The sequence below is a fragment of the Conexibacter sp. W3-3-2 genome (assembly GCF_009707605.1).
In the GTDB taxonomy this organism is placed as follows: domain Bacteria; phylum Actinomycetota; class Thermoleophilia; order Solirubrobacterales; family Solirubrobacteraceae; genus Paraconexibacter; species Paraconexibacter algicola.
In genome coordinates this window covers 95,369-121,093 of the sequence record NZ_WLYW01000003.1, presented here as the reverse complement: position 1 = coordinate 121,093, position 25,725 = coordinate 95,369, and the positions used below count along the sequence as shown (strand labels likewise).

The following is a 25,725-nucleotide window of genomic DNA, read 5'->3' as shown; positions in this document are numbered from 1 at the left end:
GTTCACTGCACCACCAGATCGGTGAACAGCACCTCGTCGACCTCGACGTCCGTCCTGGAGACGATCAGCCGGCGGATCCGCTCCTTCACCCGTCGACGGCCAGTCCGCGACGTCAGCTGACCGGCCTGACGCCCGGTCAGGACCTCCGTCACGATCGCGCGAACAGCAGCCTCCTGCTCCAAGGGCCCAAACCCCTCCGGCAGCTCCGCCGGCGCTCCCTCGGCCGGCGCGTGAGGCGCACTGCTGAAGCCGTGCGCCAGTACCAGACCCACCCCGACACGCGCGTAGCGTGCGCCGCCCAGCGTCACGACGAACTCCCGTGGCAGCACGTACACCTCGCCCTCGATCCTCGGCGCAGCCGCCGTCTCGTTCGGGGTGGACGATGTGAGTTTGTAGACGGCGCCCGCGGCGATCAGCAGCACGGCAACGAGGAGGAGAAGTTTCTTCATCTCCTACACGTTGTTGGTCATCCTGCGGTCGGCTTGACCTCCAGCTCGCCAGCTCGCTGCTGGACGTGCACATGGTCCTGATGGACCTCGTCGGTGAACGATGCGCGCCCGGGCCCATCGAAGTCCCACGGGCTTCCGACCTGTCGCGCCCCGGCCGTCGCGAACGCCTTGGCCAACGCGAAGGCCGCGCTGCCGTCCTGGCGCTGACGGATCACCAGCATCCCGTCCACGGAGTAGATGTCGGCGGCCAGACCGCCGGAATGCGCGCTGCGCCGATCGGTCTGCCAGACGTTCCGAGGGTGCCCCGAGCTCAGCACGGCCACCGAGAAGCGGTGGCGTCTGGCGGTGCGCGACAGCTCCTCGAGCAGCGCGTCGTCGACCTTGCCCCGGAAGATGTCCCACCGCGCGCTGTCGGGCAACGTGATCCGCTCGTCATCCAGGACCGCGCGCGCCGCAGCGGACAGACCCGACGGGCGGTCGAGGGGCTTGCCGCCCAGCGAGGCGACCTCGGCGAGCTTCCACGGCCCGTCGGTCCGGGTCAGGCGCACGTCGACGGTGCGCGTGATGGCGCGCCGGCGGCCGTCCTCGCTCTGCAGCAGCTGCCGCACGACGACCATCGCCCCGAAGGACGTCTCGGTGGTCCCGGACATCTGGGCGTAGATGACCTCAGCCGCCGACGAGCGCTCAAGGTCAAGCGACGAATCGATCGTGCTCACCAGCTCGGCCCCCGCCGTCCCCTCCAACGGCAGCCTCGAGGCGAGATCCTGGGGCGTCGTGCCACCGGGGTAGGTCAGCACCGTCTGCGCCGCGCGGCCTGCAAGCTGGCGAGCGTTGGGGAACGTCTCACCAGCACCGACCGCATAGGGAGCAAACCGCGGCAACGGCTCGACCGCCTGCGCCGTCGCGGTCGCTGCGGGGACGTCGGGCGTCCGCATCGTCGACGCCGTCTCAGAAGCGGGCTGGCTCGAGCATCCCGCCAGCACCCCGGCGCTCACGGCAGCCAGAGCCCACCGAGTTGCAGTACTCATGCGGGGACCCCCGAGTCCAGCGGCTTGCTCCACTCCTGCATCCGTGCCCCGTCCGCGGTCGGCCGGACCGGGCCGGGCTCCCACGACAGCACCTCATAGAAGGCGCCAGCGCCCTCGTCACCGTCCAAGGTCGTCAGGTACGCCGTCTGCGCGCCGCCAGCTCGTGCTTCGGACTCGAATGCGGCAACCAGGGCACGACCAGCGCCCACGCCGCGCGTTCCAGGCAGGACCGCGACGTGATTCAGCACTGCCACGTCCCGCACCGGACCCGCCCCGCCGCTCGTATCCCCACCGCGAGCCAGGAGGCGCCGGCGGTACTGAGAAATGCGGGTGCGCGCGAAACGGATCGCGGCCCGGGGATGGGCCAGCAGCGCCACCGCTCCAGCCGCCGCGAGGCGGAACCCACAATGCCGCAACACCCACTGACGGTGCGCACGGGCCCTCGAGGAGCCGACCAGGAAGCCGACCGGATAGCCGTCCACCGTGGCGATGAGTGCGACGGCGTGCGGAGAGTCGGCGAAGGAGCGGTAGTACACGCTCAGAAACCGGCTCCCGAGCGTCGCGAAGAAGCCATGCGGGAGGGCGCGAGTATGGAGCTCGCTGCAGAACGCGATCGTGCTCCCGTCGAGTCGGGCGACGTCGGCGGGCCGTCCGCTCAGCATGACGACGGGGGCTGCAGCCTCACGCGGAGCCAGCACGGACCCGACCAGGACCGCGGCCACCGCCGCGCTCCCCATCGCCAGCACCGCCCACGGAGCGACGTGGGCCGCCAGCGGGCCGACGTGATGCATCGCGAAACTCGCCGCCGCCGCGACCAGCGCCGTAAGCGCGAGCGCCGCTGTGGGGCTGCTGCCCGAGCGGATCACGGGCGCAGAAGCGTGCAGTCGAGGCGAGTTCATCCTACGTAGTGTAGGAGAAACGGGGCGGGCGCGGACCCCTTCCAAGGGCGCGCCCGCCCCTGCCATGATCCTACGATATGTCGGAGACACTGAGCTCGAGAAACGACACAGCGCCCGCGCCTGAGCGGGAGCCTCAACGACGCCGCCCACGAGGTGATGACGACCGGCTATGGGAGGTCGACGCCACGCGGACGCTCGCGATGGTCATGATGGTCGTCTACCACGTCGTCTACGACATCAACTTCCTGCTTCCCGCGGCCGGGGTGGACCCCTACAACGGCGTCTGGAGAGCGCTGCAGGTCGTCTGCGGCTCGACGTTCCTGACGCTCGTCGGGATCAGCTTCTGGATCTCCCACGAACGCGCCAAAGCCGACCGGCTCACCGGCGAGCAGCTCTGGCGATCACACCTCCTGCGCGGCTTCGAAGTGCTCGCCGCCGCAACGGTCGTGTCGATCGCGACCCGCGTCGCGCTGGGCCCCGACGACGCCGTGCGCTTCGGGATCCTCCATCTCATCGCCGCACTGATGATCGTCGTGCTGCCGCTCACCGTCCGGCTCGGCCGCTGGAACGCGATCCTCGGCGCCGCGATCATCGCCGCCGGGCTCTCCACGGACCTCACCAGCGACATCCCCGGTCTGCTCGCGCTCGGGTTCGAGCCGCCCCAGGCGGGCGTCGACTGGTACCCGTTGATGCCGTGGGGCGGTGCCGCACTCCTCGGCGTCGCCCTCGGAAGCGTCCTGTACCCCTGCGGGCGTCGCGGACCCGCCCTACGAGCGCTACCCCGCCACCCGCGCCTCGGTCGCCTCGCCGCCCAACCGGGTCGTCGCTCCCTGCCGTTCTACCTCGTACACCAGCCCGTCCTAGTCGCCGTCCTCGGCAGCGGCTTCTGGCTGTTCGGCGCCGACGTCTAAGCCTCGATCCACCGCGAGGCTAGACCGGTGTCGTCCGGTTGCTAGCGAAGAATGACCTCCTGAGCAGGGCTTTTCACGGATGTAGCGGCATCCGGGGTCCTGCAGCAGGAGGTCACCTTCGTGGTGCAGCATGGCGGGCCGTCCGGACTGGACGCGATCGACGTCTGTTTTGACGATGAGCGGGCGGTCGCCAGCGCCGGGATCGCGCTGGTCGCGACGCTTGCCCAACGCCTTGGGGCCGAGCAGCTCATCGACGAGACCGTCGATCTCGGTGATCGTCCCGGCGCCGGCCTGGAGGGCGCGAAGGCGATGACGTTGGTCTCGGCGATGGCGCTCGGCGCCGACTGCATCGACGACTGCGACCTGTTGCGCTCGGGGCGCACCGCCGAACTGGTCGGCCACCGCGTGCTTGCCCCGTCGACGCTCGGCACGTTCTTGCGGGCGTTCACGTTCGGGCACGTCCGCCAGCTCGACCGTGTCCTCGGTGAGCTCGTCGCGCGCGCCTGGGCCGCTGGCGCGGGGCCGGGCGACGGGCGGCTGGTGATCGACCTCGACTCGTTCGTTGGTGAGGTCTACGGATCCAAGAAGCAGGGCGCGGCGTTCGGCTACACCCGCGTGCGCGGGATGCATCCGATCCTCGCCACGCGCGCCGACACCGGCGAGGTCCTGCACATCCGCCTCAGGAAGGGTTCGGCGAACACCTCCAGGGGCGCCGGCCGGTTCCTCGACGAGCTCATCGCCCGCATCGCCCGCACGAACGCGACCGGCCCCAGGTTGCTGCGCGCCGACAGCGGCTTCTGGAACAACAAGACCTTCGACAAGCTCGAGGCCGCGGGCTGGGACTTCTCGATCGGCGTTCGCCAGAACCCCAAGATCCGAGCAGCGATCGAAGCGATCGACGAGACCGCATGGACCACGCTCGAGGACTACCCGAAGACCTCGATCGCCCAGATCGCCGAAACCGAATGGGCCACAAGCCGCCGGCTCGTGATTCGCCGCGTTCGCACCCTCGACCGCCAAGGCCAGCTGCTGCCGACCTGGGAGCACTACGCGTTCATCACCAACCGCACCGACGACCTCGCGCTCGTCGAGGCCGAGCACCGCCAGCACGCACAGATCGAGCTGGCCATCCGCGACCTCAAAGACCAGGCCCTCGCGCACTTCCCCTCCGGCCGCTTTTGCGCCAACAGCGCCTGGACGGTCCTCGCCGCGATCGCGCACAACCTGCTGCGCTGGACCCAGCTGCTTGGCGCCCCCAACCAGACCATCCGCACCGCCCGCACCCTGCGCCGCCGCTGGCTGACGTTGCCCGGCCGACTGACCCGCACCGCCCGGCGCTGGACCCTGCACCTGCCAGCCCGCTGGCCCTGGCGCAACGCCTTCACCCAAGCCCTCGAACGCATCCGCGCCCTGCAGCCGGCCTGACCGCCGGCCACTCGTTCGACGACGATCGCACCGCAGGACCTCCGCGACGGCCCCTGCACGCACACCCTGCTCAACCGCCGCCTCAACAGCTTCCGAAGGCGACCGCTAGCTCAGTTGGCGGACCATCGGCTTCCCGAGCCACCGCTCACGCGCTCGACCCCCTCGGACCGAGCGCGCTCACCGTTTACGCGGTGGATCGAGGCTAAGCTCCCCCCCGTGTCGAGTCCCTATATTCGCACGATCGTTAGAGTTAAGGTAATGGCAGCCAACGACGCAAGGCGATCTGATGCGTGAGTCATCTGCGCGGGGCGAATCGTGCGATACGCCAGGCGGACGCCAGCGATGAGAGTTCAAGGTGTCCTGGTGGTGGTCGCGGCCGCCCTGCTCGTCGGACTGCTGACCTACGGCCTCGTCCTTGGTGGCAACGACACCACGCTTGATGACGCGGTCAGGCGCGGCGAGTTCCCTGCCTCGCCCCAGGCCGGTCTGCAACTCCCGCTGAACGATGGCGGAGGCTCGCGATCGCTGAAGGATGTCCGCGGCAAGATCGTCGTCCTGAACTTCTGGGCCTCGTGGTGCGACCCGTGCAAGGACGAGGCCCCGGTACTCGAGAAGATCCACAGGCGACTGTCGGCCGCGGGAAAAGGCATCGTCCTCGGCGTGACCTACCAGGATGCGGTCGCCGACGCGCGGGACTTCGAGCGTGAGCACGGCATCACGTACACGAGCATCCGCGACACCGACACCGAGCTCTACAAGGGCTTCGGGGGCACCGGGGTACCTGAGACCTTCGTGCTTGACACGCAGGGGCGGATCCGCGCAATCTCCCGCGGCCAGGTCAGCGAGGAGTTCCTCGACGAGGCGCTCCGAAAACTCGGCGCATGAGCATTACGTTCGATCCCCAACCGCTGCTGCAGATCCGAGAGCCCAGCGGCACCCCTCCAGGGAGCAGGCGATGATCGGCATGTTGCTCCCGCTCGCAGCCCAGGCCGACACGACCGTCCTCGCGGCGTTCGCCGTGGGGTTCATCTCCTTCGTTTCCCCGTGCGTGCTCCCGCTCGTCCCGGGCTACCTGTCCGCGGTCAGCGGCCTGTCGCTCGACGACATCCGCACGCACGAACAGGGCGTCGGCAAGGTGCTCTGGCCGGCCTCGATCTTCTGCCTGTCGTTCACGGTGATGTTCGTCGCCCTGGGCATGACCGCGACCGGCATTGGCTCGACGCTCAACGACCACCGCGGCCTCGTCAACACGATCGCCGGCGCCGCGATCATCACCATGGGGGTCTTCCTCCTGCTCACCCCGTTCGTCACCCGCATCAACCAGGAGTGGCGACCCGCATCGATCATGGAGCGCGCCGGGTCCGGCGGCCCCGTCATCGCCGGCCTCGCGTTCGCGGTGGCATGGACGTCGTGCATTGGCCCGACGCTCACCGCGATCCTCGGGACCGCTGCGACGTCCGACTCGGTCGGCAAGGGCGGCGTCCTGCTCGCGTTCTACTCGCTTGGCCTGGCGGTGCCCTTCCTGCTGACGGCCGTCGCGTTCGACAGGGCGACCAACGTCTTTCGCTGGCTGCGCGACCGGCACCTGATCGTCACTGCGGTCAGCGGACTGATCCTGATCACGATGGGCGTGCTGATGCTCACCGGCGAGCTCACGAACATGAACAGCTCCGCGCAGGACCTCTTGAATACGCTCGGCCTGAACATCTTCTCGGGGCTGTGACAGCCATCGAGCGATCCGGCCCGGCACGCGAAGCGCATCTGCCGCCGGCCCACGCCAAGGCCGGATACGACCTGCCGTCCCGGACGGTCGACGAGGACGAACGCCGCGCACGACCGGACGTCGGCCGCCCGTGAATGTCCTCGAAGCCATCCTGCTCGGCGCCGTCGAAGGGCTGACCGAGTTCCTCCCGATCTCCAGCACCGGTCACCTGACGGTGATCGAGAAGCTGCTCGGGTACGAGATCGACGACCCGGACATCACCGCGTTCACGGCGATCATCCAGGTCGGCGCGGTCCTCGCGACGCTCATCTTCCTGCGGCACGACATCCGCCGGATCCTGATGGCGTGGTTCGCCGGGCTCACGCAGTCTTCGAGGCGCGACGAGCCCGACTACCGGTTCGCCTGGGCGATCCTGCTGGGCTCGCTGCCGCTGGGCATCGTCGGCCTGCTGTTCAAGGACACGATCGAGACGACGCTGCGCAACCTCTGGTTCGTCGGCGGCGCGCTGATCCTCTGGAGCTTCGTGATGTACGCCGCCGACCGGGGGGCGACCCAGGAGCGCGGGGAGAAGGACGTCACGCGCCGCGACACGATCATCATCGGGCTGGCGCAGTGCCTGGCGCTGATCCCGGGCGTGTCGCGCTCCGGCGCGACGGTCTCAATCGGGCTGATACGCGGGATCGACCGGGTCACAGCGACCAAGCTCGCGTTCTTTCTGGCAATTCCCGCGCTGGCAGGCGCCGGGACGCTGCAGTCCTTCACCCGATATGACGAGATCACCGCGGGGGTCGGATGGGGCCCGACGATCACCGCGACGGCCGTGAGCTTCGTCGTCGGGTACGCCGCCGTGACGTGGCTCCTGAGGTTCGTCGCCGGACACACCTACACGGTTTTCATCGTCTACCGGCTCGTCGTCGGCTCGACCATCCTGGCACTCATCGGCACCGGCGCCCTTACCAGTACCTGACGCCCAACCCGGCCAAAGCGACCCCGGTCACGCCCGAACGAACGCGGTGTCCCGAGCGCCGTGAACAGCACACCGATGGGCATGAGGCCGGTGTCAATCAGGCGCTCTCAAGGACCGGTCGCGCGACTCCGCAGGCCGCACGGCGCTGAGCAACACCAGGGCGACGCCGACGGTGAGGTAGACGTCGGCAAGGTTGAACGACGGCCACGCGCCGACGTCGATGAAGTCGGTGACGCCGCCACCCTCGAGCCGATCGACCAGGTTCGCGATGGCTCCACCGAGGAGCAACCCGCCAGCGATCCCGCCCGGCAGCACTCCGCTTACCACCGCCCACCCAAGCCCCGCGATACCGACTGCCACCACGCCCAAGACGACGCCGTCGGGAGCGCCGGAAAGCCCGCCGAACGCCACCCCGGTGTTATGGCTGAGGTCCAACCGCGCGCCGAGCGGCAACCCGACGCCTGGAGGCATCGTCTGTTCGGCGACGACCTTGGTCAGCCAATCGGTCGCGGCCGCGAGCAGCGCCCACCGAAGAACCCACCCTTGTCCTGAAATTCTCATCTTCGTTAGAGTATGCGCCATGGCTGAGGACGAGCGCTGCGACCTGCTGGCAATCGACGTCGCGACCGCCGAGAGGTTGCGCACGACGCTGCCGTCGGTCGAGGACCTGGAACTCCGGGCGCTGCGGGTGAAGGGACTCTCTGATCCGAGCCGCCTGCGGCTCGCGATCGCCCTGCGCGACGGCGGCGAACTGTGCGTCTGCGATCTGGCGTGGCTGGCCGAGAGGCAGGACAAGATCGTCTCGCACCACCTGCGCCTCTTGCGCACCGCCGGGCTGGTGCGCTCCCGAAAGGACGGCCGCATGGTCCTCTACTCCCTCACCGGGGTCGGGGAGAGCCTGCTCGACGACGTGATGGCGCCCGAGGTGATCGCATGACCCCCACAGCGACGCCCTCGCTGGCCGAAGCGCCCGATGCCCGCCGGTTCGTCGTCGCCGGCATGGACTGCGCGTCGTGCGCGCAAACGGTTCAGAAGGTTGTCGCAGGCCTGGACGGGGTCGACGACGCGCAGGTGTCGTTCGGCAACTCGACGCTCCTGATCCGCGGTGACGTTTCGCGCGACGCTCTGTCGAGCGCGGTCCGCCGGGCGGGCTACGAGGTACATGACCCGGGAGCACCCCGGCAACCGGCGGTCCCGTACTGGCGACGCAACCGGCGCACGGTCTCCACGACCGCCTCAGCAGCCCTCCTGATCGCCGCCGTGATCGCGTCACTGGCGGGCGCCGCCGAGAGGATCTCGGACGCCGCGTTCCTCGCCTCGATGGCTGTGGGCGGATGGCCGATCGGACTGTCCGCCGTCACGGCGTTGCGCCGCCGCGTCCTGGATATGAACGTGCTGATGGCCATGGCAGCCGTCGGCGCCGTCGCCATCGGCGACTTCGCCGAGGCGGCCTGGGTGCTCGTGCTGTTTGCCATCGGGACCACGCTCGAGACATTCGCGCTTGACCGCAGCCGCCGCGCAGTGGAGGGCCTCATGGACCTCGCGCCCCCGGAAGCCCGCGTCGTGACCGACGCCGGCGACGAACTGGTCCCCGTCGAGTCCGTCGCAGTCGGATCGTTGGTGCTCGTCCGTCCCGGAGAGCGACTTCCGCTCGACGGCGTCGTCGAAGACGGGCGCAGCAGCGTCGACGAATCACCGCTGACGGGGGAGTCCGTCCCCGTCGACAAGGAGCTCGGCGACCAGGTTTTCGCCGGGACCCTCAACGCGCAGGGAGCCCTCACGGTGCGCGTCACGGCGCCGGCGGCGGGCAGCACACTTGCCCGGATCGCCGAGCTCGTCGCCGAAGCACAGGGCAGCCAGTCGCCCGCCGAGCGTTTCGTCGACCGGTTCGCCCGCTTCTACACCCCGGCGGTCTTCCTCGCAGCCGTCCTGCTGACGGTCATCCCGACCGCTGCGGGGGCCGACTTCGACACGTGGCTCTACCGGTCGCTCGCGCTCCTGATCGTGGCCTGCCCGTGCGCCTTGGTCATCTCCGTCCCCGTCAGCGTCGTCTCCGCCATCGGCGGCGCCGCTCGCCGAGGAGTGCTCATCAAGGGCGGCCAAGCGCTGGAGGACCTCGGCCGCGTTCGCGTCGTCGCGCTGGACAAGACCGGGACCCTGACCAAGGGCCACCCGGAGATGGCCAGCATCACCGCCACCTCAGGTCTCTCTGAGGACCAGGCGCTGCAGCTGATGGCATCGGTGGAGCGGGGTTCTGAGCATCCGCTCGCCGCGGCACTGCTGCGAGCGGCGGACGCTCGAGGACTGCGAGCCCTCCCGGCGGCCGACTTCGCGGCGGTGCCCGGGCGCGGCGCCCACGCCACCATCGACGGACGTGCCCTCTGGGCCGGCGGCCCGCGCATGGCCGCCGACAACGACGCGGCGATGCCTGCCGCGTTCGACGAGGCAGAGCAGCGCGGCGAGACCGCGGTCGCGCTCGGCGAAGCGGACCGGGTGCTCGCCGTCTTCGGCCTCGCCGACGAGCTGCGACCCGAGTCCCCGGGCGCTGTCGCCCGACTGTCCAGTGTGGGAGTCACGCGTGTCGTCATGCTCACCGGCGACAGCGAGCGCGTTGCCCGCGCCGTCGCAGAACGAACCGCCATCAGCGAATGGCGCGCCGGGCTGCTGCCGCAGGACAAGCTTGAGGCGATCCGCGAGCTCGGAAGTGACCAGGCCATCGCGATGGTCGGTGACGGTGTCAACGACGCACCGGCGCTCGCCGGCGCAACGGTCGGCGTCGCCATGGGCGCGGCCGGCAGCGACATCGCGCTGGAGTCAGCCGACGTCGCCTTGATGGGCGACGAGCTCGACCGCCTGCCCGAAGCGATCGAACACAGCCGCCGAGCGGTGAAGATCATGCGGCAGAACGTGATCGTGTCGCTGGCAACCAAAGCGGTCTTCGTCGTCCTGGCGCCACTGGGCCTCGTCTCGCTGGTCGCCGCCGTCGCCGTCGACATGGGCGTCTCGCTGCTCGTCACGCTCAACGGCGTCCGCCTTCTTCGCGTCGCCGGTCAGCGAGCGGCAACGAACACCCCGGCGCAGAACAACGAGCCGTGCGCCGACGGGTGCTGCTCGCCGTCCACTCAGCCATGAACGCCTCGTCCCACGCGACCGAGGCGCTCCGCCGCCGAGGCCTCGCGCTGGCCTGGTTCATCGTCGTCTGGGACGTCATCGAAGGCGTCATCGCGATCACCGCCGGCCTCGCTGCGGGGTCGATCGCACTGATCAGTTTCGGCATCGATTCAGCGATTGAGGTCGTCGCCGCGAGCATCGTCATCTGGCAACTCAGCGGAGGCGCAAACGCACGCCAGAAGCCGGCCCTTCGCCTGATTGCCTACACGTTCTTCGTGCTGGCCGCCTACGTCGGCTTCGAAGCCACCCGTGACCTCATCACGGCCGACAAGGCAGGCGAGTCGCTCGTCGGAATCGTGCTGAACCTCGTCGCCCTCGCCGTCATGATCCCCGTAGCCGTGGCGCAACGCCGGACAGGACAGGCGCTCGACAACCCCGTCCTGGTCGCCCAAGCCCAGGAGACCTGGCTCAGCAACTACCTTTCCATCAGTCTCCTGACCGGACTGAGCCTGAACGTCCTCTTCGGCTGGTGGTGGGCCGACCCCCTAGTCGCGCTGCTCATCGCCGCCATCGCCATCCACGAAGGACGCGAAGCCCTCGAGGAATCACACAATCGAGAGCGCTGAACGTGTACCAGACCTTCGTATTCGCCGACCTCGCAGGATTCACCGCCATGACCGAAGCCCACGGCGACGAGACGGCCGCCGAGATCGCAACCACCTTCTGCGCCGAACTCAACCGACTGCTCCCACCCGGCGGCGAAGACCTCAAGTCCCTCGGAGACGCCTGCATGGTTCGCATCCCACACGCCGCCGATGCCGTGCTCTTCGGGCTACGGCTCGTCACCGAAGCCGCAGCCGACCGGCCGTTTCCGCAGGTACGCGTCGGCATGCACACCGGTCCAGCAGTCCGGCGAGACAACGACTGGTTCGGCAGCACCGTCAACATCGCTGCCCGAGTCGCCGCGCTTCCAGAAGGCGGAGAAGTCCTGCTGACCGCAGCGACCCGCGACGCAGCCGGACCCGCGACCAGCGTGACGTTCGACGACCTTGGACCCCGCGCTCTGCGCAACGTCCGCGCCCCGATCGGGCTGCTGCGAGCCCTCGTCGCACCAGGCCAAGGGAGTACTGGAAGCCTCACGCTGGATCCGGTCTGCCAGATGCGCCTTCCCGACGGCGCTGCGCACGTCCGGCTGCCCGGGATCCATGAGACGTTCTGCTCGCAAGCGTGCGCCCGGGAGTTCTCTACGCACGTCCCGGCTGAACCCGCTGCCGTCGGCGTGAACAACCACGCCCGACGCAGCCGGCGCGGTGGAGGCTAGCTCGCCACCGGCAGCGTCCGCAGGCCACGGAACACCGCGCCCGAGCTCCACTGAGGTTCGTCGGACACTCGCAGCCGAGGCGCGCGCTCGAACAGCGATGCGAGTGCCAGCTGCGTCTCGAGCCGGCCCATGGCGGCGCCGACGCAGTGGTGGATCCCGCCGCCGAAGGTCGCCGGTTGCGGTCGCTCACGCAGGATGTCGAAGACGTCAGGATCGGCGTATGCGGCGGGGTCGCGGTTCGCCGCGCCAAGACAGAGGTAAAAAGCCTCGCCGCGCCGGAACGTCTCGCCGCCTACCTCGACGTCCTCGAGCGCGGCCCTGGTCGTGAACTGGACCGGCGCGTCGAAGCGCAGTGCTTCCTCGACGGCGTACCGGACTCGCGACGGATCCTCGCGAAGGAGCGCGACCTGCTCAGGGTGCTCGAGTAGCGCCTTCGTGGCATTACCGATCAGATTTCGCGTGGTGTCAAACCCTGCGCCGAAAAGCGAGAACGCCGTCGCCAACAGCTCGTCCTCGTCGAGGCGGTCGCCCTCGCATTCCGCCGCTATCAACTGGCTCAGCAGGTCCTCGCCCGGGACCGCACGCTTGCGCTGCAGCAGTTCCGAGAAGTAGTCCTCGTACTCGACGATCAGTCGCTCCGCATGGTCGAAGGCCTCCGCCCCCGGAAGTGCTTCGAACATGATGCCCCAGTCCGTGAACCGCGTGCGGTCCTTCTGCGGTACGCCGAGCAGATCACCGATCGTGTCCACGGTCAGCGGCCGCGCGAAGTCGGCAACCACATCAAAATCCCCGAGGCCTAGCGCCCGATCGAGGTGCTCGTCGACCAGTACCTGGATTCGCCCCGCGCGCTCGAAGAACGCCCGCTTGGTGAAGACCTGCTGGACGAGACCGCGAAGCCTGCCGTGATCCGGCGGGTCCATGAACAGAAACCAGCGCAGACGACTCTGCAGCAACCGGCTGCGCTCGAGCTCCCCCGCGCCCCACAGAGCGCGCTGGCGTTCGTGGTAGAGGTGTCCGAAGCGCGGGTCGCGCAAGACGCTCACAACATCCTCACGGCGCGTCATGACGCAGGTCCCGTCGGGGAGGCGCAGCCGGGGATCCTTGGCGCGGAGCACCGAATAGTCCCCGTAGGGATCGGGGCTGCCCGCGATGATCCGACCAATCGCTGCGGCGACCTCCTGGTCGGGGGAGGGAGGCGTGGTCATGACCGCACCGACCGCAGAACTTCGAAGCTTCCCCAGACCGTCCGCAGGCGCAGCGACCGCTGCGGTGTCTGGAACCCTGCGGTTTCAATCAATCCGGGCACCAGGCCGGCGACATGGTCACGCGTCGTCGCACGACCGTCCAGCAGCTGAAGGCCGGCGAACGCAAACCGCATCAGCGCATCGTGGGCAGGTCCCCAATCGGCGACATACAGCGCGCCGCCGGGACGAAGAACGCGGGCTGCCTCACGCAGCGCGGCCAGCTTATCCTCGGGATGGAGATGGTGCAGCAGCAGGGACATAACGACGACGTCAGCCGTAGCAGCGTCGACCGGAAGGTCCGTCGCCAACCCGACACGCCAGTCCACCAAGTCGGCGTCCGGCTTCAAGCGCGCCAGGTCAAGGACGCGCTCGTCGCCGTCGACCCCGATGACTGACGCGACGCGGGGGCCCGCCAACGAAATGGCCAGGGTGCCCGTCCCGGCACCGACATCGACCACAGGTCCTTCCGCTACATCGGCAAGGACCCACGTAACGAGCTGTGACCGCCAAGCCGACTCGCGCATAGTCAGCGCGATCGCGCTGTCATAGGCCCTAAGGAACGGAAGCCGCCCGGTCGCCGGAACGTAACGCTGCTCAGTGCTCACGATCGTGTCCTGTCAGGTTGCGCGACAAGTCCGTGAAGCACCGGGTCAAGCGTGGCGGCCGCAGCCCGGCCCGGTGGCCAGCCGTGCCCGGTGCGTAGATGGATATAGGTCCAGCCGACGAGGTTGAACAAGACCGTCGCAGTCTCAAGCGCGTTGACCTCGCGCAACGTGCCGTCGGAGGCCCCGTCGTGCAGAAGCTTCTCCAGCGGCTCAGTGAAGACCGTGCGGGTCAGCACCTCCTCCTCGCCAGGACGGTGAAACACCGCGTCGGTCTGGGCACGAAGCGCGACCAGCATCGCCATGTTCTCCTCCGCTGACGCACACAACGTCTGCAGCGCCAGCCCGAGACGTTCGGCCCCGCTGCCGGTGGCCGTCAGCACCGGCCACATGGCCGCGCGGTAGGACTCCGTCGCGCGGGCGACAAGCTCCGCCAAGAGCCCGTCCTTCGTCGTTCCGCGACGGTGCAACGTCACGCGTGAGATCCCCGCCTCCTCCGCGATTCGCTCAAGCGTCGCACCCGCATATCCGTGTTCTGTAATCACGCGGCGGGCTGCCTCGACAACCTGGGCATGCTCTGCTGGACTCATGCGTCAATGTTACACGTATGTTGCGTAGATGCAACGTACTGTTGCGTCGCAGCCAGGGCGAACAGACGCCGCCTCAGCCCGGGCGGCAGTCCGATCCCGCCCACTGTTGCACGGGCTCCGCCCGTGCTGGTGGTTGGGGAACGGACCGCCACCCGGGCGGTCCACCGACCCGAAAGGGAGTGGGCATGAGCCCCCAGAACACCAGCACCCCCGCCGTCGAGCAGGCCACCGTGGCGATCGCCGACGTGCACCGCGCCGACGGCTTCAACCCGCGCACCGACGTCGTGCGAGACGACGACTTCACCCGCTTGGTCCTGACCATCAAAGAGCGCGGCGTGCTGCAGCCGATCCGCGTCACCGCCCACCCGCACGGCGGCTACGAGCTGCTCGCTGGCGACCGCCGGCTCACCGCCGCCCACGAGGCCGGTTTGACGGAGATCCCCGCGATCGTCGTCACCGAGGCCCAGGACGAGGAGGACCGCCTCGAGGACGCGCTGATCGAGAACGAGCTGCGCGTCGACCTCACCGCCCTGGAGCGCGCCCGCGCCTACCAGCGCCTGCGCCACGGCGGTCGCACCGTCAAGGCCATCGCCCTGCGGTTCGGGCGCTCCCAGGCCTACGTGCGCACCCATCTGCACCTCCTGGAACTCCCCGACGAGCTGCATGCCGGTTTCGCGGACGCCACCATCCCCGTGAGCGCTGTCACGGGCCTGCGCAAGCTCGCCCAGGCCTCCCGTACCGCCGCGGTCGCGTTGGCCGCCGAGGTCTGCCGCTCTCAGCAGCAGGACGAGGAGCCCTGGCGTTGGGAGGACGCCGTCGAGCATCCGCTCGACGTCCTGCTCAGCCTCCCGTCCCTCCCGGCCGGCGTCTACGACGCCAACGGCCAGTGCCCGCTCGAGCAACTCGACCTCAGCCCCAAAGCCATTAAGGGCCTGGACCGGATCGAAGCCCTCACCGGCAGCCGGCCCGCCGGGCTGACGTTCACCCGCGCCTCCTTCCAGACCGCCGCGGCGCTCAACGCCACCCTCGGTGAGGACTACCGCGGGCTGATCCTCGGCGCTGACGTCGCCGCCCAGCTCGCTGCCGACGCCATCGCCGACCACGTCAAGGACCTCAAGGCCCAGCGCCAGCGCACTGCCGAGCTCGCCCAGCAGGCCGCGACCGACGCGGCCAGCGAAACGCCGAGCCCGGCGCAGGGAGAGCCCGACCCGGCCGCCGCCGAGGCCGAGCGCAAGGCGCAGGCGGCCGCGGAGCGCGAGCAGCAGGCCGCCGAGCGCGAAACGGCGTGCGCGTTCAACGACCGGCTCGGCCGCGCGATGGTCGACAAGCTCTCCAGGGTCAAGCTCGATGTCGACGCCCTGCGCGTCGTGACCACGATCGACCTGGCCGCTGACCTCGGCGACCTCGCGCTGCGCGGTGCCCGCTACGGCTTTCCCGGCTGGGTGACCGAGGAGACCACCAAGGGCGGCAAGCTCAAGCGCACCTACCTGCCCAACAGCAGCGAGGCCGCCGCTCGCGCGCGCGACTACCTGAAGGGCGCGAACACCCCTGGGGAGCACGCCGGTCGCTGCATCGCCCTCGTGGTCATGGCGTGGTTCGCCGACGAGCGCGCCGTCGCCCAGAGCAACCGGTCCTTCAAGACCGTGCGCCCGAGCGGCACCCCGTGGGCCGCGGAGATCCCGGAGATCCTCGAGCGCTACGCCGAGACCGCGCTCCCCGGCGACGAGCGCCTGCAGCAGCTCATCGCCGAGCGCACCCGCCAGCGCGCAGAGGCCGCCGCGAACGCGGCCCGACGGGACGAGGCCCGACAGATCGTCGACGCCGTGACGACCGTCGAGGACCCGGCCACGGTGACGGCCGAGCAGCTCGACGCCGCGCAGGCCGCGATGACCGACGCGTTCCCCAGCTACTCGATGGAGCGCTACGACGCCGAACGCAAGCTCAAGCAGCTCCGCGAGCACCACCAGACCGGCGACCCCGCGCAGGCGACCGTGCAGCCCGGCAGCGATGGCTAGCCGAACGACGGTCGCTGCGACCGAGGGGGCCGTCGTGCGGCGGCCCCTGCAGTTCGTCGTCTACGCCCCGAACCACCGGACCGTCCTGGACGTCTTCGACGACGAGGACCCCACCGTAGGGGACCTCGAGAACGACGAGCTGGGGGAGAGGAGGAGCTAGGAGGCCGGCCCGGGCGCCGCGCCGACCCCCTTCCGAGAATGGCACGCCCTACGGGGCGTGCTGTCGGTCGGGGATCGGTCCGCCACCCGGGTGGGCCACGAGCCTCACAAAAGGACCAAACCCCATGGCCAAGAACAGCAAGCGCACCCGCCAGCCGCTGACCGAGGAGGAGCGCGCCGCCCGCCGCGAGCGCGACCGCAAGCTCGCCCAGGACGCCGTTCAGCAGCTCACCAGCACCGACGGCTGGAAGGCCTGGCTGAAGACCCGCGGCGCCTTTCGCGCCTACAGCCTCAACAACCAGCTGCTCATCGCGCTGCAGCGCCCCGACGCCACTCGCGTCGCGGGCTTGAAGCGCTGGCTGAGCCTCGGGTACTGCGTCCGCAAGGGCGAGCGGTCGCTGCTGATCTGGCAGCCCGTCCCCCCGAACACCAAACAGCTCAAGCAGTGGCGCGACGCCGGCGCCGACCCCGCCACCAAGCCGCGCACCCGGTTCAAGCTCGGCCCCGTGTTCGCGCGCGAGCAGGTCGACCCGCTCCCCGCACCCGCACAGCCCGCACCACTCGACCCGCCCATCGCCGACCTCACCGGCGAGGACCTCGCCGACGCCTGGGCACCCCTCACCGACCTCGCCGCGACCCTCGGCGTGACCGTCACGACCACCGACGCCATCCCCGGGGACGGGCGCTACACGCCCGCCCTGAAGACGATCGAGATCGCCCGCGACATCAGCGTCAACCAGCAGGTCGTCGCGCTCACCCACGAGCTCGCCCACGCCCTCGTGCGCGAAGACCGCCGCGACGACGACCCCACGCTCACCTACGCGCGCGAGGAACTCGTCGCCGAGTCCGTCGCCTACATCGTCGCCCGCGGCCTGGGCTTCGACCCGGCCGCGAACTCCATCCCATATCTCGCCGCCTACAGCGAACAGACCGGCCCCGACGCCTGGCAGCAGATCGCCGCCCTCACCGACCGCCTCGCCGCCCGCATCGAGAACGCCCTCCACACCGAACCCGGGCAGCCCGGATCGAGCGCCGCCGCCGTGCCCGCGATCACCCCGACCTCCGACGCCCACCCGCACGGCCGCGAAGCGATCGCCGCCTGACCAACCTCCAACCACGCGCGGCCGCCCGCTCCCGCCGGGCAGCCGCGCACCCACCTCCGGCCCGCCGACAGCGGGCGGGAAGGAGTGGCGCCGTGCGCCAGCAGATGCCACACTCGACAGCAGTGGACGACCTCACCATCCTCGACCTCCACGGAGACCTCGAAGGCACATTCGTGCTCGAGGAGACCCGCGCCGACGGCGCGCTGGTCATCCGACGCGAGCCCACGCTCGCCCAGGTCGAGACCCGCCACGGACTGACCCCGGTGCCCGCCGCCGAACAGCCCGCCTGGTTCAGTGAGCTCCCCACCGACGACGAAGGCTGACCCGTGCCGGACCCGATCCTGCCCGTCGTCTTCGACGACGAACTCCTCACGCCCGACCTCGCCCGCCTCACCGACCCCGCGCGCCTCGCGCTGCAGATCGAACGCCGCGACGCCGCCCGACTCGGCGGGATCCCCAGCAGTCGCCTACGCCGCTGCCGCCAAGACGGGCCCGACCGCCTCCCCGGCTGCGCCAAGGTCTACGTCCCCGAAGGCAGCACTGACCGCTGGGCCCTCGTCCTACGCCTCGAGCGCCGCGCCGACGGCACCCACGTCCTCTTGGCCATCGCCTACGGCGCACGCCACCCCACCGGCACCACCGCCAGCGTCTACCGCATCGCCCACGCCCGACTCACCCGCAACGACCAGTGACCGACCACGAGCGAGCGCTCCGCGACCTCACCGCGTCCGCCACCATCTACCTCACCGCCGTCGACGCCCCTGACGTGCTCGACCACACCACCCCCGAGCAGGCCCGCAACGACCTGCTCTACGCCGTCGAACGCGCCGAAGCCACCTTCGACCAACCGCCCCGCCCGGCGACCACGACGCACCCACGCCGCCGTCGGCGCTGACCTACCCAGCCCGGCCGCGCGACAGCACCGCGCGCAACCGCACCGCAAACGCCTCCGGCGCCTCAGGCAAGACCTCGACAAGCGCCAACACCCGCCGGCTCTCATCGACCCCGAGACCCAGCTCCGCGCTGGCCCGAGCCGCCCAACGCACCGCAGCCCGCTCGTACCGCGCGTCCTGCTTCTCCGCCATAACCACAAGGATCCGCAACGCGTCCTCAAGGCCGATCCGAGGGAGGGCCCGAGCGGCCGCGTCGATCTGCGTCATCGAGCGCATCAGCAGCGCTCGCCGGAAGAGTGCGTAATCGCTTCCGGCGTTTCCCATCCCGCGCAGCGTACACGAACATCTGTTCGCATTCGCTCAAGCGGGGTGATCAGCCGGGCGGGGGGTAGGGGTCGGTCTTGCTGATCGTGTCCTTCTGCCGGATCGCGCCGTGCCGGTCGTGAACGACCAGCTCGCCACCACCCGAGTTGCGAATCAACGGGTGCGCGGCCCGGATTGCCTGCGCCTGCGTGTCATGCACCGAACTCGCACGCTCAGAGCCCGCACGTCGCACGCTCCAACCCGTCCCGTCCTTACTCTCGACGACCCAGTAGTCCGCCATGCTCAGCCCCCTCAGCTCGATGAGGCAGGCTGGGTTTGACGGAGACTTCGAATGCCCGGATCCGTCCCGGGGAACGAGGAGTCTTCAGGCTGATGTCACGTCCGAGGAAGTATCCCAAGGAACTGCTTGATCGCGGCGCCAGGGTGGTGATCGAGAGCAACCGGCCGATCGCCCACGTGGCCCGGGACCTGGGCGTGCCGTCGGAGACGCTGCGCAAGTACGTGCGCCAGCTCGAGGCCGACGAGGGCTTGCGTCCGGATCTGCCGACGGCGGCGGAGCGGGAGGAGATCAAGGAGCTGCGCAAGGAGGTCTATGAGCTGCGTCGGGCGAACGAGATCTTGAAGGCGGCGAGCGTGTTTTTCGCGACCGAGCTCGATCAAGACCGACCGAAGTGAGCGCGTTCATCGACGAGCACCGCGCCCGTTTCGGGGTCGAGCCGATCTGCAGGACCTTGGGCGTGTCGGCGTCCGCCTACTACCACCGCGCGACCGGCCAGCGCTCCCAGCGGGTCGTGGATGACGAGAAGCTCCTGGCGCTGATCGAGGAGGTCGCCGAGCGCAACTACGGCGCCTACGGCTACCGCAAGACCTGGCTGACGCTCCGACGCCACGGCGTCCAGGTCGGCCGCGACCGCGTCCGTCGTCTGATGCACCAGCACGGCCTGCAGGGCGCCAAGCGCCGCGGCAAGCCCTGGCGCACCACGACCGCCGACCCGACGGCCGAGGAGGAGTCCGGATCTGGTTGAGCGCGACTTCAGCGCGACGCGCCCGAACGAGCTGTGGGTCGCGGACTTCACCCCCCTGCAGAGTTCGAGACTCTGCGCGACGAGCAGTACGTTCAGATCTCTCCCTCACCAAGTGAAGAGGGAACCTATTAACCCGGTCTCCGCGGAACCCAGCCCGCCTCACCGGCGAACGTTGTAGCGTGCTCGGTCAACGCCGTGCTCCGCCTCCAAGCGGGGGCGCTCAATCCTCCAAACGGCCGGACGGGCCGGAACGCAACGGACCGAGAGGTCGGCTGACAAGACGGCCAGAGACTGCTGCACCCGGAACCTGCGCTGCTTTGGAACGGGCGCGTTGCTCAGCGAGCGCGTCAGCTCGCTCACGCTGAGCGGCGTTGGGAGGAGGATGTCCCGGTCGCCGTGGAACTTCTCGGCGGCGGTTCGGTGATCAGTGAGCGGGTGCGAGCGTAGCGGCCGGCTCGGGGGTCGTGGTGGACATGGTCGGCGAGGCGGTTGCGGAGCGTCGGGCGGCGAGGTCGCGCTCGACGGCGATCGTGAGTGTGGCGAGGTGGTCGACGCCGATGATTTTCCGGAACTGCTGTTCGGCTTCGAGCATGCCGGCGGCGGTCCATCTGAGGCACATGTCGCCGGACTGCCAGCGCTTCACGTTCCTGGAGGTGCGGCGGACGAACTCGATCATCGACTCGATCGGGTTCGTCGAGGCGAGGGTGCGGCGGAGTTGCTCGGGGCAGCCGAGGCGCTGCAGTGTGAGCGTCTCGGGGAGGCCTTCGCGCAGCGACGCCGCGGCTCCGGGATGGGAGTGGGCGAGTTCGTCGGCGAGCCGGTTGAGGCCGTCGAGCGCGAGCTCGTAGTTGGACTGCTTCCAGGCGGTGCGCAACCTGCGCTTGACGAGGTCGCGATCGGCCTCGGGGAGGTGGTCCAGGACGTTCCTCTCCTTGTGGCGGATGCATCGCTGGACGGGGACCGGGCCGAGGACCTGGTCGACCGCCGCGCGCAGCGCCTTTCCGCCGTCCAGGACGACCAGGACGCCCTGGTCGAGGTCCAGGCCACGGTCGACGAGGTCGGCGAGGAGGTGCCGGGCGACCGTCTGGTTCTCGGTGCTGCCGTCCCAGAGGCCGAGCGGGACCTTCACCCCATCGGTCGTGACCCCGAGGGCGACGACGCAGCAGCGGCCTTTGAGCTCGATCCCGTCGAGCATCAGCGCCGCCAACCGCACGTCGCCCAGGTCGCGCGACATGAGCGCGCGCAGGTGCTCGGTCGTGCGCCCGACGAACTCGCGGCTGACCGCGCTCTTGGAGGTCGACCGCTCGGCCGCGGTCACGTGCTCGCCGACCGGCTCCCGGGTGCGCGCGAACCGTCGCGTGGAGACGCCGGCGAGCATCTGCTCGAGCACGACCCGGGTGAGTGGGTCACGGTCGGCGAAGTGCGCGTAGGTCTGAAGGCGGATCTCGCCGCTGCCGTCAGCGGCCCGCACCCGCGGGCGTTGCACGCCGACACGCCGGCCGCCCAAGGTGACCTCGCCCGGTTCGTGGCCGTGGCGCACCGCGACGCGGTCCGGGTCGCGTCGGCCTTTCGGGCCGACGACCTCGGTGACCTCTTCTTCCATCAGCGTGTCCAGCACGCCGAGCCCGACGCCGACGCTCAACGCCAGCAGCCCGTCCTTGGCGGCATTGACGAGCTCTCCGAGCGCCTCCTGCACAGCGGGCGGCAGCGCGAGCTCGCGGCCGTCGGGGTCCTGCTCTACGTTCCTCACGGCGGTTCTCCTGTCTCGGATGGACTTCAAGCACCCGTCACGCTCCCAACGGGAGCGGACGAGGCGGGAGAACCGCCGCCTACAAAGTTCTACGAGCTACGGGACAACCTCGTTGGGAGCGTCGGTCGGAATAACGATGTAGTCCCACATCTCGCCCGATGGGTGTTCGACCTGGGCTGGCCAGCCTCGTGCTGCGTTCTCATCCCTAAGTGAGAGGTCGCCAGGGTCAGGCTCGATAAGGGCCACCTCGCAGTAGGTCCGCGGCCGGGGTACCTGCGCAGGACTGCGTCGTGCGCTCGCCCGCACGGCCTCGAGCGTGGCTTGGCGTAGGGCGAAGAGATGACGGTCCGCCCAACCAAGAGTTCGCAGGTTGCAGACCTCGACCTCGTGCGCCGCCGCATCCTGAAAACGAAGCCCGCATCGTTTGCCGCGCGGGCGCACAAGCAGGCAGTAGCTGTCGCTCAAGGGGAAGATCGTCTCCGAGGAGTCGGAACCGAAGATGGTCTCGGCCTGCCACGGGAACGGTGGGGTCGGGTCAACGATGGCCATCCCTCGATCGGAGGTAATGAAGCCGCCAGTTGGCGCGTGGAGCAGAGTCCAGTCGCAGAAGATCAGCATCGGCATCGCCTCCACCGCGAGGCGTAGCGCCTCACCGAATACTCCACCTTCGGCGGTGGTGATTCGGATCCGCCCGTGCCGGATCGCGTCAAGCGTGTCAAGTCGCAACCGCTCAATCTCGGCGTGACTTTCGTTCGGGTACTCCGAGCGCCGACGCTCGGCGAAGCCCGCCGCGTCCGAAAACTCCGAGCTGGCGTAGGTTCTGAAGGCGGCGTTGGCAGCCGCCTCGACTTGTGCCGCTGCTGCGGGCGTACGCATTGTCTGAACTGCGAGGAACAACGCCACTGTCGCTCGATCGCCGATGCCGAAATCATCGGGCGATTCGCAGAGCCGCAGTAGCGCCGGGGCCGCCTCCTCCTCGATGAGCGCGAGGTAGCCCTCATTGCGGTTCGAGAGATTGCCCTTCTCGTCGCGAACGCGGTACAGATTGCGTCTCGACGCCGCCTCACGGGCGTCGACACGCATCGGCGCCCGTCGGGTGGTGATGTCGCTCTGGAACAGACGGTAGTTGCGACCGTCCTGTTCAGCGAACCCCCGGAGTGTGAACTGCGGAACGAAATGCTGACGCTTCGCGGATGCTTTCTCCAAGAGCTCGAAATCACCGCTCGTGCTCAGTTCCTGAATGCGCCTCAGCAGTGGGCTGGCGCGCATCGCCTCCACGATGTCGTCGAAGTCGCCGATGCACTTGACGTTAGAGACATCCGGTTCAGCTCGCGCTTGCTCCGAGCCGACGGCAGCACGCTACTCACGAGGTTCGGGTCCGACACCGTCGTGCTCCTATGCCCACGGGCGGCACGTCGACAGCTTCGCTCCTCGCCGGCCCGTGATGTACGGCCATTAGCTCCGGATGCCGACGGCAGGCCTCACTTCCTGCGAACGGTCCGACCCGGCACAGTGATCTGGGCACGCCCGGTCGTCCTTTTCGCCGGCCTCGAGCGGCCTCTCGACAACGGTGAGCGCAGCAGCGGCGGACGCGCCCGGGCCACGGAAGAGCCGGAGGCTGTTCGCCGTCACGCCGATCGAGCTCACCGCGTCTTCGAGGACTGCGAGCCACAGCGGTATGAGCCCGATCGGTGCGAGGACGGTGAAGGCGCCGTTGACGAAGATCGAGGCGAAGATGTTCTGCTTGATCATGCGCTGCCCGCGGCGCGAGAGGCGGACGGCTTCGGCGACCTTGCCGAGGTCGTCGGCCATGAGCGCGATGTCGGCCGCGTCGAGGGCGGCATCGGTGCCGGCGGCGCCCATGGCGAAGCTGACGTCGGCGGCGGCGAGCGCGGGGGCATCGTTGATGCCGTCGCCGACCATGCCGGTGGCTCCGTGATCGAGGGCGAGCTCGTGGATGGCGGCGACCTTGTCCTCGGGCAGGAGGCCGGCGCGGTACTCGATGCCGAGCTGCGTGGCGATACGCCGGGCGGGGGCCTCGGTGTCGCCGGTGAGCATCACGAGGCGCTCGATGCCGACCTCGCGGAGTTCGGCGAGCGCGGCGGCGGCGTCCGGCCGGATCGCATCCGCGAGGCCGAAGACGGCGCAGGCTCCGTGCTCGTCGCCGAGGATGACGGGTGTCTCTCCGGCGCGCTCGAGCGTCGCGAGGTGCTGGGCTACGGGGGCGAGGCTGACGTCACGCTCGTCGAAAAGCCGAGGGCTGCCGATGAAGTAGGCCTTGCCGTCGACGACGCCTTCCGCTCCGCGTCCGGCGATCGAACGGAAGCCTGTGACCTCGGGGAGGTCGGCATCCCCGGCGGCGGAGAGGATGGCGTGGGCGAGCGGGTGCTCGGAGCGCCGTTCCAGAGCGGCGGCGGTGCGAACGGCCTCGTCTGCGTCGATGCCGGACGCGGCGATCACGCGCTCGACGACGGGCCGGCCTTCGGTGAGGGTGCCGGTCTTGTCGAAGAACAGAGCCGTGAGTCTGCCGGCGGACTCGAGCGCCTCGCCGCCCTTGATCAGGATCCCCCGGCGGGAAGCCGCGCCGATTCCGGAGACGATCGACACTGGCGTGGAGATCACCAGGGCGCAGGGGCACGAGACGATCAGGAGGACAAGCGCCCGGTAGAACCAGGTCGAGAAGTCTTCGCCCAGGAGGGGAGGGAGGACTGCGACAAGGGCCGCGGCGGCGAGGACGATCGGCGTGTAGATCCGGGCGAAGCGCTCGACGTACTGCTCGATCGGCGCCTTGGACGCCTGCGCCTCCTCGACCATGCGCGTGATGCGCTGGAGGGTCGAGTCACCGGCGGACCTCGTGACCTCGACGACCAGGCCGCCGGCGCCGTTGAGGGTGCCGGAGAAGACCGACTCGCCCTCGTGCTTCTCGACGGGAACGCTCTCGCCGGTCACGGCAGATTCGTCGAGGGTCGACGCCCCCTCGGTGATCCTGCCGTCGACCGCGACCCGTTCCCCAGGTCGGACGATGACGATGTCGCCGAGCTGAACGTCGGCTGCAGCGCGCCGTACGTCGCGGCCGTCGACTCCCCGCACGAGGACGTCGCTGGGCGCAAAGCGTGCCAGGGCACGGACGGCGCCCTTGGTGCGTCCGACGGCGTAGACCTGCAGGGCGTTGCTGACCGAGAACAGGATCACGACCAGCGCGGCCTCGGCCCAGGCACCGAGGATGGCCGCGCCGACGACCGCGAGGCTCATCAGGACGTTCATGTCCGCGACACCCGCGCGCGCCGAGCCGAGCGCTGCGCGGTAGATGGGGAGGCCGCCGACGGCGCTCGCTGCGAGGTAGGTGGCGGCGTAGGCGGTCTCCGGTGCACCCGCGGCCCAGAGCACGACGCCGACGAAGAACAGCGCGAGCCCGGCGACCGTGCAGCGCACGCGGGGCTGGGACCAGAACGGGTCAGGTTGCGCATCGGCGGACGCCTCGATGCCGAAGCCCGCATGCTTGACGGCGGCCTCGATGTCATCTCGCCCGAGGTCGGACGAGTGCTCGGTGTCCAGGCGGCCGGCGGCGAAGTTCACGGTCGCCCGCGAGACCCCGGGCAGTCGGCCGACCTGCTTCTCGATCGTCACCGCACAGCTCGCGCAGTCCATCCCAGTAACCCGCACGACCGTGCGCTCGGTGGCAGCAACGGACCCCAGCTCCGAGAGAATGGGCTCGTCGACCGGTGCCGCGCAGCAGGCATCGGTGCACGGCTCGGGCTCCGCGGCCGGCGGGCCAAACATCGGGAGCGACGGGCCGCCGCTCATGCCTGAACGGGCTCCGGGAGCGTCGCGTCCAGCAGTGCCCGACCGACGGCGGTCAAGGAGTACATGACCATCTTTCCGTCACGGCGCGAGGACACCAGCTTGGCTGCCTTCAGCGAGCGGACGTGGTGTGAGACCAAGGTGTCCGAGCGCTCGACGATCCATGCGAGATCGCAGACGCAGAGCTCTCCGTCGGCGTCGCGGAGCGCGGACGCGATCAAGAGCCGGGTCGGATCGGCGAGGCCCTTTGCGCGCTCCGCGGCGGACTCCGCGTCGTCGGCCGTCGGGCGCGTGGCACGGAGCGCCTCGGCGCGCTCGAGGTCGAGACACAGCAGATCGCAGGAGTCGCTCATACGGACATCCTAATGCATGTTCGACTGTGAGT

At 69.6% G+C, this 25,725-nt stretch carries 30 protein-coding genes and 1 pseudogene; 17 read left to right on the top strand and 14 right to left on the bottom strand.

The window, feature by feature from the left end:
* Nucleotides 1-2 precede the first annotated feature (2 nt).
* From GKE82_RS25420 to GKE82_RS25410, 3 genes are read right to left on the bottom strand one after another with little or no spacing between them, the layout of a single operon-like run.
* The gene (locus tag GKE82_RS25420) at nucleotides 3-449 is read right to left on the bottom strand and encodes a flagellar basal body-associated FliL family protein (protein WP_154735709.1); all 447 of its coding nucleotides are present in this window, start codon (nucleotides 447-449) and stop codon (nucleotides 3-5) included.
* A 17-nt stretch (nucleotides 450-466) separates the two neighbouring features.
* Nucleotides 467-1,444 (bottom strand): hypothetical protein, encoded by a 978-nt coding sequence (locus tag GKE82_RS25415; RefSeq protein ID WP_154735708.1) that lies wholly within the window; start codon nucleotides 1,442-1,444, stop codon nucleotides 467-469.
* Nucleotides 1,445-1,473: 29 nt separating this feature from the next.
* Nucleotides 1,474-2,343: an N-acetyltransferase gene (locus GKE82_RS25410; RefSeq protein ID WP_154735707.1), complete on the bottom strand. Its 870-nt coding sequence runs from the start codon at nucleotides 2,341-2,343 to the stop codon at nucleotides 1,474-1,476.
* Nucleotides 2,344-2,453: 110 nt separating this feature from the next.
* Between GKE82_RS25410 and GKE82_RS25405 the strand changes: the two genes are divergently transcribed.
* From GKE82_RS25405 to GKE82_RS25385, 5 genes are all read left to right on the top strand, one after another.
* Nucleotides 2,454-3,287 (top strand): heparan-alpha-glucosaminide N-acetyltransferase, encoded by an 834-nt coding sequence (locus tag GKE82_RS25405; protein ID WP_154735706.1) that lies wholly within the window; start codon nucleotides 2,454-2,456, stop codon nucleotides 3,285-3,287.
* A gap of 120 nt (nucleotides 3,288-3,407) precedes the next feature.
* A complete protein-coding gene (locus tag GKE82_RS25400; RefSeq protein WP_196189339.1) occupies nucleotides 3,408-4,712 on the top strand; it encodes an IS1380 family transposase in 1,305 nt (434 codons plus the stop codon).
* Between the two features lie 363 nt (nucleotides 4,713-5,075).
* Nucleotides 5,076-5,597, top strand: coding sequence for a TlpA disulfide reductase family protein (locus GKE82_RS25395; protein WP_196189468.1), 522 nt, complete (start codon nucleotides 5,076-5,078; stop codon nucleotides 5,595-5,597).
* A gap of 79 nt (nucleotides 5,598-5,676) precedes the next feature.
* Nucleotides 5,677-6,435, top strand: coding sequence for a cytochrome c biogenesis CcdA family protein (locus tag GKE82_RS25390; RefSeq protein ID WP_196189467.1), 759 nt, complete (start codon nucleotides 5,677-5,679; stop codon nucleotides 6,433-6,435).
* A gap of 130 nt (nucleotides 6,436-6,565) precedes the next feature.
* Complete coding sequence (locus GKE82_RS25385; RefSeq protein ID WP_309233846.1) at nucleotides 6,566-7,402, top strand: undecaprenyl-diphosphate phosphatase; 837 nt, start codon at nucleotides 6,566-6,568, stop codon at nucleotides 7,400-7,402.
* A gap of 93 nt (nucleotides 7,403-7,495) precedes the next feature.
* On the opposite strand, the gene GKE82_RS25380 is transcribed toward GKE82_RS25385, so the two are convergent.
* Entirely contained in the window at nucleotides 7,496-7,963 is a 468-nt protein-coding gene (locus tag GKE82_RS25380; RefSeq protein WP_196189466.1) for a signal peptidase II, read from the bottom strand.
* A 19-nt stretch (nucleotides 7,964-7,982) separates the two neighbouring features.
* On the opposite strand from GKE82_RS25380, the gene GKE82_RS25375 reads away from it, so the two are divergent.
* From GKE82_RS25375 to GKE82_RS25360, 4 genes are read left to right on the top strand one after another with little or no spacing between them, the layout of a single operon-like run.
* The gene (locus GKE82_RS25375) at nucleotides 7,983-8,339 is read left to right on the top strand and encodes a metalloregulator ArsR/SmtB family transcription factor (protein WP_154735702.1); all 357 of its coding nucleotides are present in this window, start codon (nucleotides 7,983-7,985) and stop codon (nucleotides 8,337-8,339) included.
* Entirely contained in the window at nucleotides 8,336-10,534 is a 2,199-nt protein-coding gene (locus GKE82_RS25370) for a cation-translocating P-type ATPase (protein WP_154735701.1), read from the top strand. The genes GKE82_RS25375 and GKE82_RS25370 overlap by 4 nt, the downstream gene beginning before the upstream one ends.
* A complete protein-coding gene (locus GKE82_RS25365; protein ID WP_309233845.1) occupies nucleotides 10,507-11,139 on the top strand; it encodes a cation transporter in 633 nt (210 codons plus the stop codon). The genes GKE82_RS25370 and GKE82_RS25365 overlap by 28 nt, the downstream gene beginning before the upstream one ends.
* A 2-nt stretch (nucleotides 11,140-11,141) precedes the next feature.
* Nucleotides 11,142-11,834 (top strand): adenylate/guanylate cyclase domain-containing protein, encoded by a 693-nt coding sequence (locus GKE82_RS25360; protein WP_154735700.1) that lies wholly within the window; start codon nucleotides 11,142-11,144, stop codon nucleotides 11,832-11,834.
* Here GKE82_RS25360 and GKE82_RS25355 read toward each other — a convergent pair.
* From GKE82_RS25355 to GKE82_RS25345, 3 genes are read right to left on the bottom strand one after another with little or no spacing between them, the layout of a single operon-like run.
* Complete coding sequence (locus GKE82_RS25355; protein ID WP_154735699.1) at nucleotides 11,831-13,039, bottom strand: cytochrome P450; 1,209 nt, start codon at nucleotides 13,037-13,039, stop codon at nucleotides 11,831-11,833. The two genes, GKE82_RS25360 and GKE82_RS25355, sit on opposite strands and share 4 nt — an antisense overlap.
* The gene (locus tag GKE82_RS25350; RefSeq protein WP_154735698.1) at nucleotides 13,036-13,683 is read right to left on the bottom strand and encodes a class I SAM-dependent methyltransferase; all 648 of its coding nucleotides are present in this window, start codon (nucleotides 13,681-13,683) and stop codon (nucleotides 13,036-13,038) included. The genes GKE82_RS25355 and GKE82_RS25350 overlap by 4 nt, the downstream gene beginning before the upstream one ends.
* Nucleotides 13,680-14,270 (bottom strand): TetR/AcrR family transcriptional regulator, encoded by a 591-nt coding sequence (locus GKE82_RS25345; RefSeq protein WP_154735697.1) that lies wholly within the window; start codon nucleotides 14,268-14,270, stop codon nucleotides 13,680-13,682. Before GKE82_RS25345 ends, GKE82_RS25350 begins: the two co-directional genes overlap by 4 nt.
* Before the next feature lie 185 nt (nucleotides 14,271-14,455).
* On the opposite strand from GKE82_RS25345, the gene GKE82_RS25340 reads away from it, so the two are divergent.
* The 6 genes from GKE82_RS25340 to GKE82_RS25315 all read left to right on the top strand — a co-directional run bounded on the left by GKE82_RS25340 (nucleotide 14,456) and on the right by GKE82_RS25315 (nucleotide 18,442).
* Nucleotides 14,456-16,285 (top strand): ParB/RepB/Spo0J family partition protein, encoded by a 1,830-nt coding sequence (locus tag GKE82_RS25340; protein WP_196189465.1) that lies wholly within the window; start codon nucleotides 14,456-14,458, stop codon nucleotides 16,283-16,285.
* Complete coding sequence (locus tag GKE82_RS25335; protein WP_154735695.1) at nucleotides 16,278-16,445, top strand: hypothetical protein; 168 nt, start codon at nucleotides 16,278-16,280, stop codon at nucleotides 16,443-16,445. The genes GKE82_RS25340 and GKE82_RS25335 overlap by 8 nt, the downstream gene beginning before the upstream one ends.
* A 124-nt stretch (nucleotides 16,446-16,569) precedes the next feature.
* Entirely contained in the window at nucleotides 16,570-17,547 is a 978-nt protein-coding gene (locus GKE82_RS25330) for an ArdC-like ssDNA-binding domain-containing protein (protein ID WP_154735694.1), read from the top strand.
* Between the two features lie 122 nt (nucleotides 17,548-17,669).
* Entirely contained in the window at nucleotides 17,670-17,870 is a 201-nt protein-coding gene (locus GKE82_RS25325; RefSeq protein WP_154735693.1) for a hypothetical protein, read from the top strand.
* 3 nt (nucleotides 17,871-17,873) lie between these two features.
* Nucleotides 17,874-18,239 (top strand): hypothetical protein, encoded by a 366-nt coding sequence (locus tag GKE82_RS25320; RefSeq protein ID WP_154735692.1) that lies wholly within the window; start codon nucleotides 17,874-17,876, stop codon nucleotides 18,237-18,239.
* Nucleotides 18,236-18,442: a hypothetical protein gene (locus GKE82_RS25315; protein ID WP_154735691.1), complete on the top strand. Its 207-nt coding sequence runs from the start codon at nucleotides 18,236-18,238 to the stop codon at nucleotides 18,440-18,442. Before GKE82_RS25320 ends, GKE82_RS25315 begins: the two co-directional genes overlap by 4 nt.
* Before the next feature lies 1 nt (nucleotide 18,443).
* Here the strand turns inward: GKE82_RS25315 and GKE82_RS25310 are convergent, their stop codons facing one another.
* Both GKE82_RS25310 and GKE82_RS25305 read right to left on the bottom strand, forming a co-directional pair.
* A complete protein-coding gene (locus tag GKE82_RS25310) occupies nucleotides 18,444-18,764 on the bottom strand; it encodes a hypothetical protein (protein ID WP_154735690.1) in 321 nt (106 codons plus the stop codon).
* A 49-nt stretch (nucleotides 18,765-18,813) separates the two neighbouring features.
* Nucleotides 18,814-19,044 (bottom strand): DUF2188 domain-containing protein, encoded by a 231-nt coding sequence (locus tag GKE82_RS25305; protein ID WP_154735689.1) that lies wholly within the window; start codon nucleotides 19,042-19,044, stop codon nucleotides 18,814-18,816.
* Nucleotides 19,045-19,136: 92 nt separating this feature from the next.
* Between GKE82_RS25305 and GKE82_RS25300 the strand changes: the two genes are divergently transcribed.
* Complete coding sequence (locus GKE82_RS25300; protein WP_154735688.1) at nucleotides 19,137-19,439, top strand: transposase; 303 nt, start codon at nucleotides 19,137-19,139, stop codon at nucleotides 19,437-19,439.
* Nucleotides 19,436-19,789: an IS3 family transposase gene (locus GKE82_RS25295; protein ID WP_154735687.1), complete on the top strand. Its 354-nt coding sequence runs from the start codon at nucleotides 19,436-19,438 to the stop codon at nucleotides 19,787-19,789. Before GKE82_RS25300 ends, GKE82_RS25295 begins: the two co-directional genes overlap by 4 nt.
* A 424-nt stretch (nucleotides 19,790-20,213) precedes the next feature.
* Here the strand turns inward: GKE82_RS25295 and GKE82_RS25290 are convergent, their stop codons facing one another.
* From GKE82_RS25290 to GKE82_RS25275, 5 genes and pseudogenes are all read right to left on the bottom strand, one after another.
* Nucleotides 20,214-21,539, bottom strand: a complete 1,326-nt coding sequence (locus tag GKE82_RS25290) for an IS256 family transposase (protein ID WP_196189050.1) — start codon at nucleotides 21,537-21,539, stop codon at nucleotides 20,214-20,216.
* A 96-nt stretch (nucleotides 21,540-21,635) separates the two neighbouring features.
* Nucleotides 21,636-22,808 (bottom strand): DUF4238 domain-containing protein, encoded by a 1,173-nt coding sequence (locus tag GKE82_RS25285; RefSeq protein ID WP_154735686.1) that lies wholly within the window; start codon nucleotides 22,806-22,808, stop codon nucleotides 21,636-21,638.
* Between the two features lie 186 nt (nucleotides 22,809-22,994).
* Nucleotides 22,995-24,926 (bottom strand): cation-translocating P-type ATPase, encoded by a 1,932-nt coding sequence (locus GKE82_RS25280; protein ID WP_309233844.1) that lies wholly within the window; start codon nucleotides 24,924-24,926, stop codon nucleotides 22,995-22,997.
* 111 nt (nucleotides 24,927-25,037) lie between these two features.
* Nucleotides 25,038-25,319, bottom strand: a pseudogene (locus GKE82_RS31785) (cation transporter); the annotation flags it as partial.
* A 20-nt stretch (nucleotides 25,320-25,339) separates the two neighbouring features.
* Nucleotides 25,340-25,693, bottom strand: a complete 354-nt coding sequence (locus tag GKE82_RS25275; RefSeq protein WP_154735684.1) for a metalloregulator ArsR/SmtB family transcription factor — start codon at nucleotides 25,691-25,693, stop codon at nucleotides 25,340-25,342.
* Nucleotides 25,694-25,725: the final 32 nt, after the last annotated feature.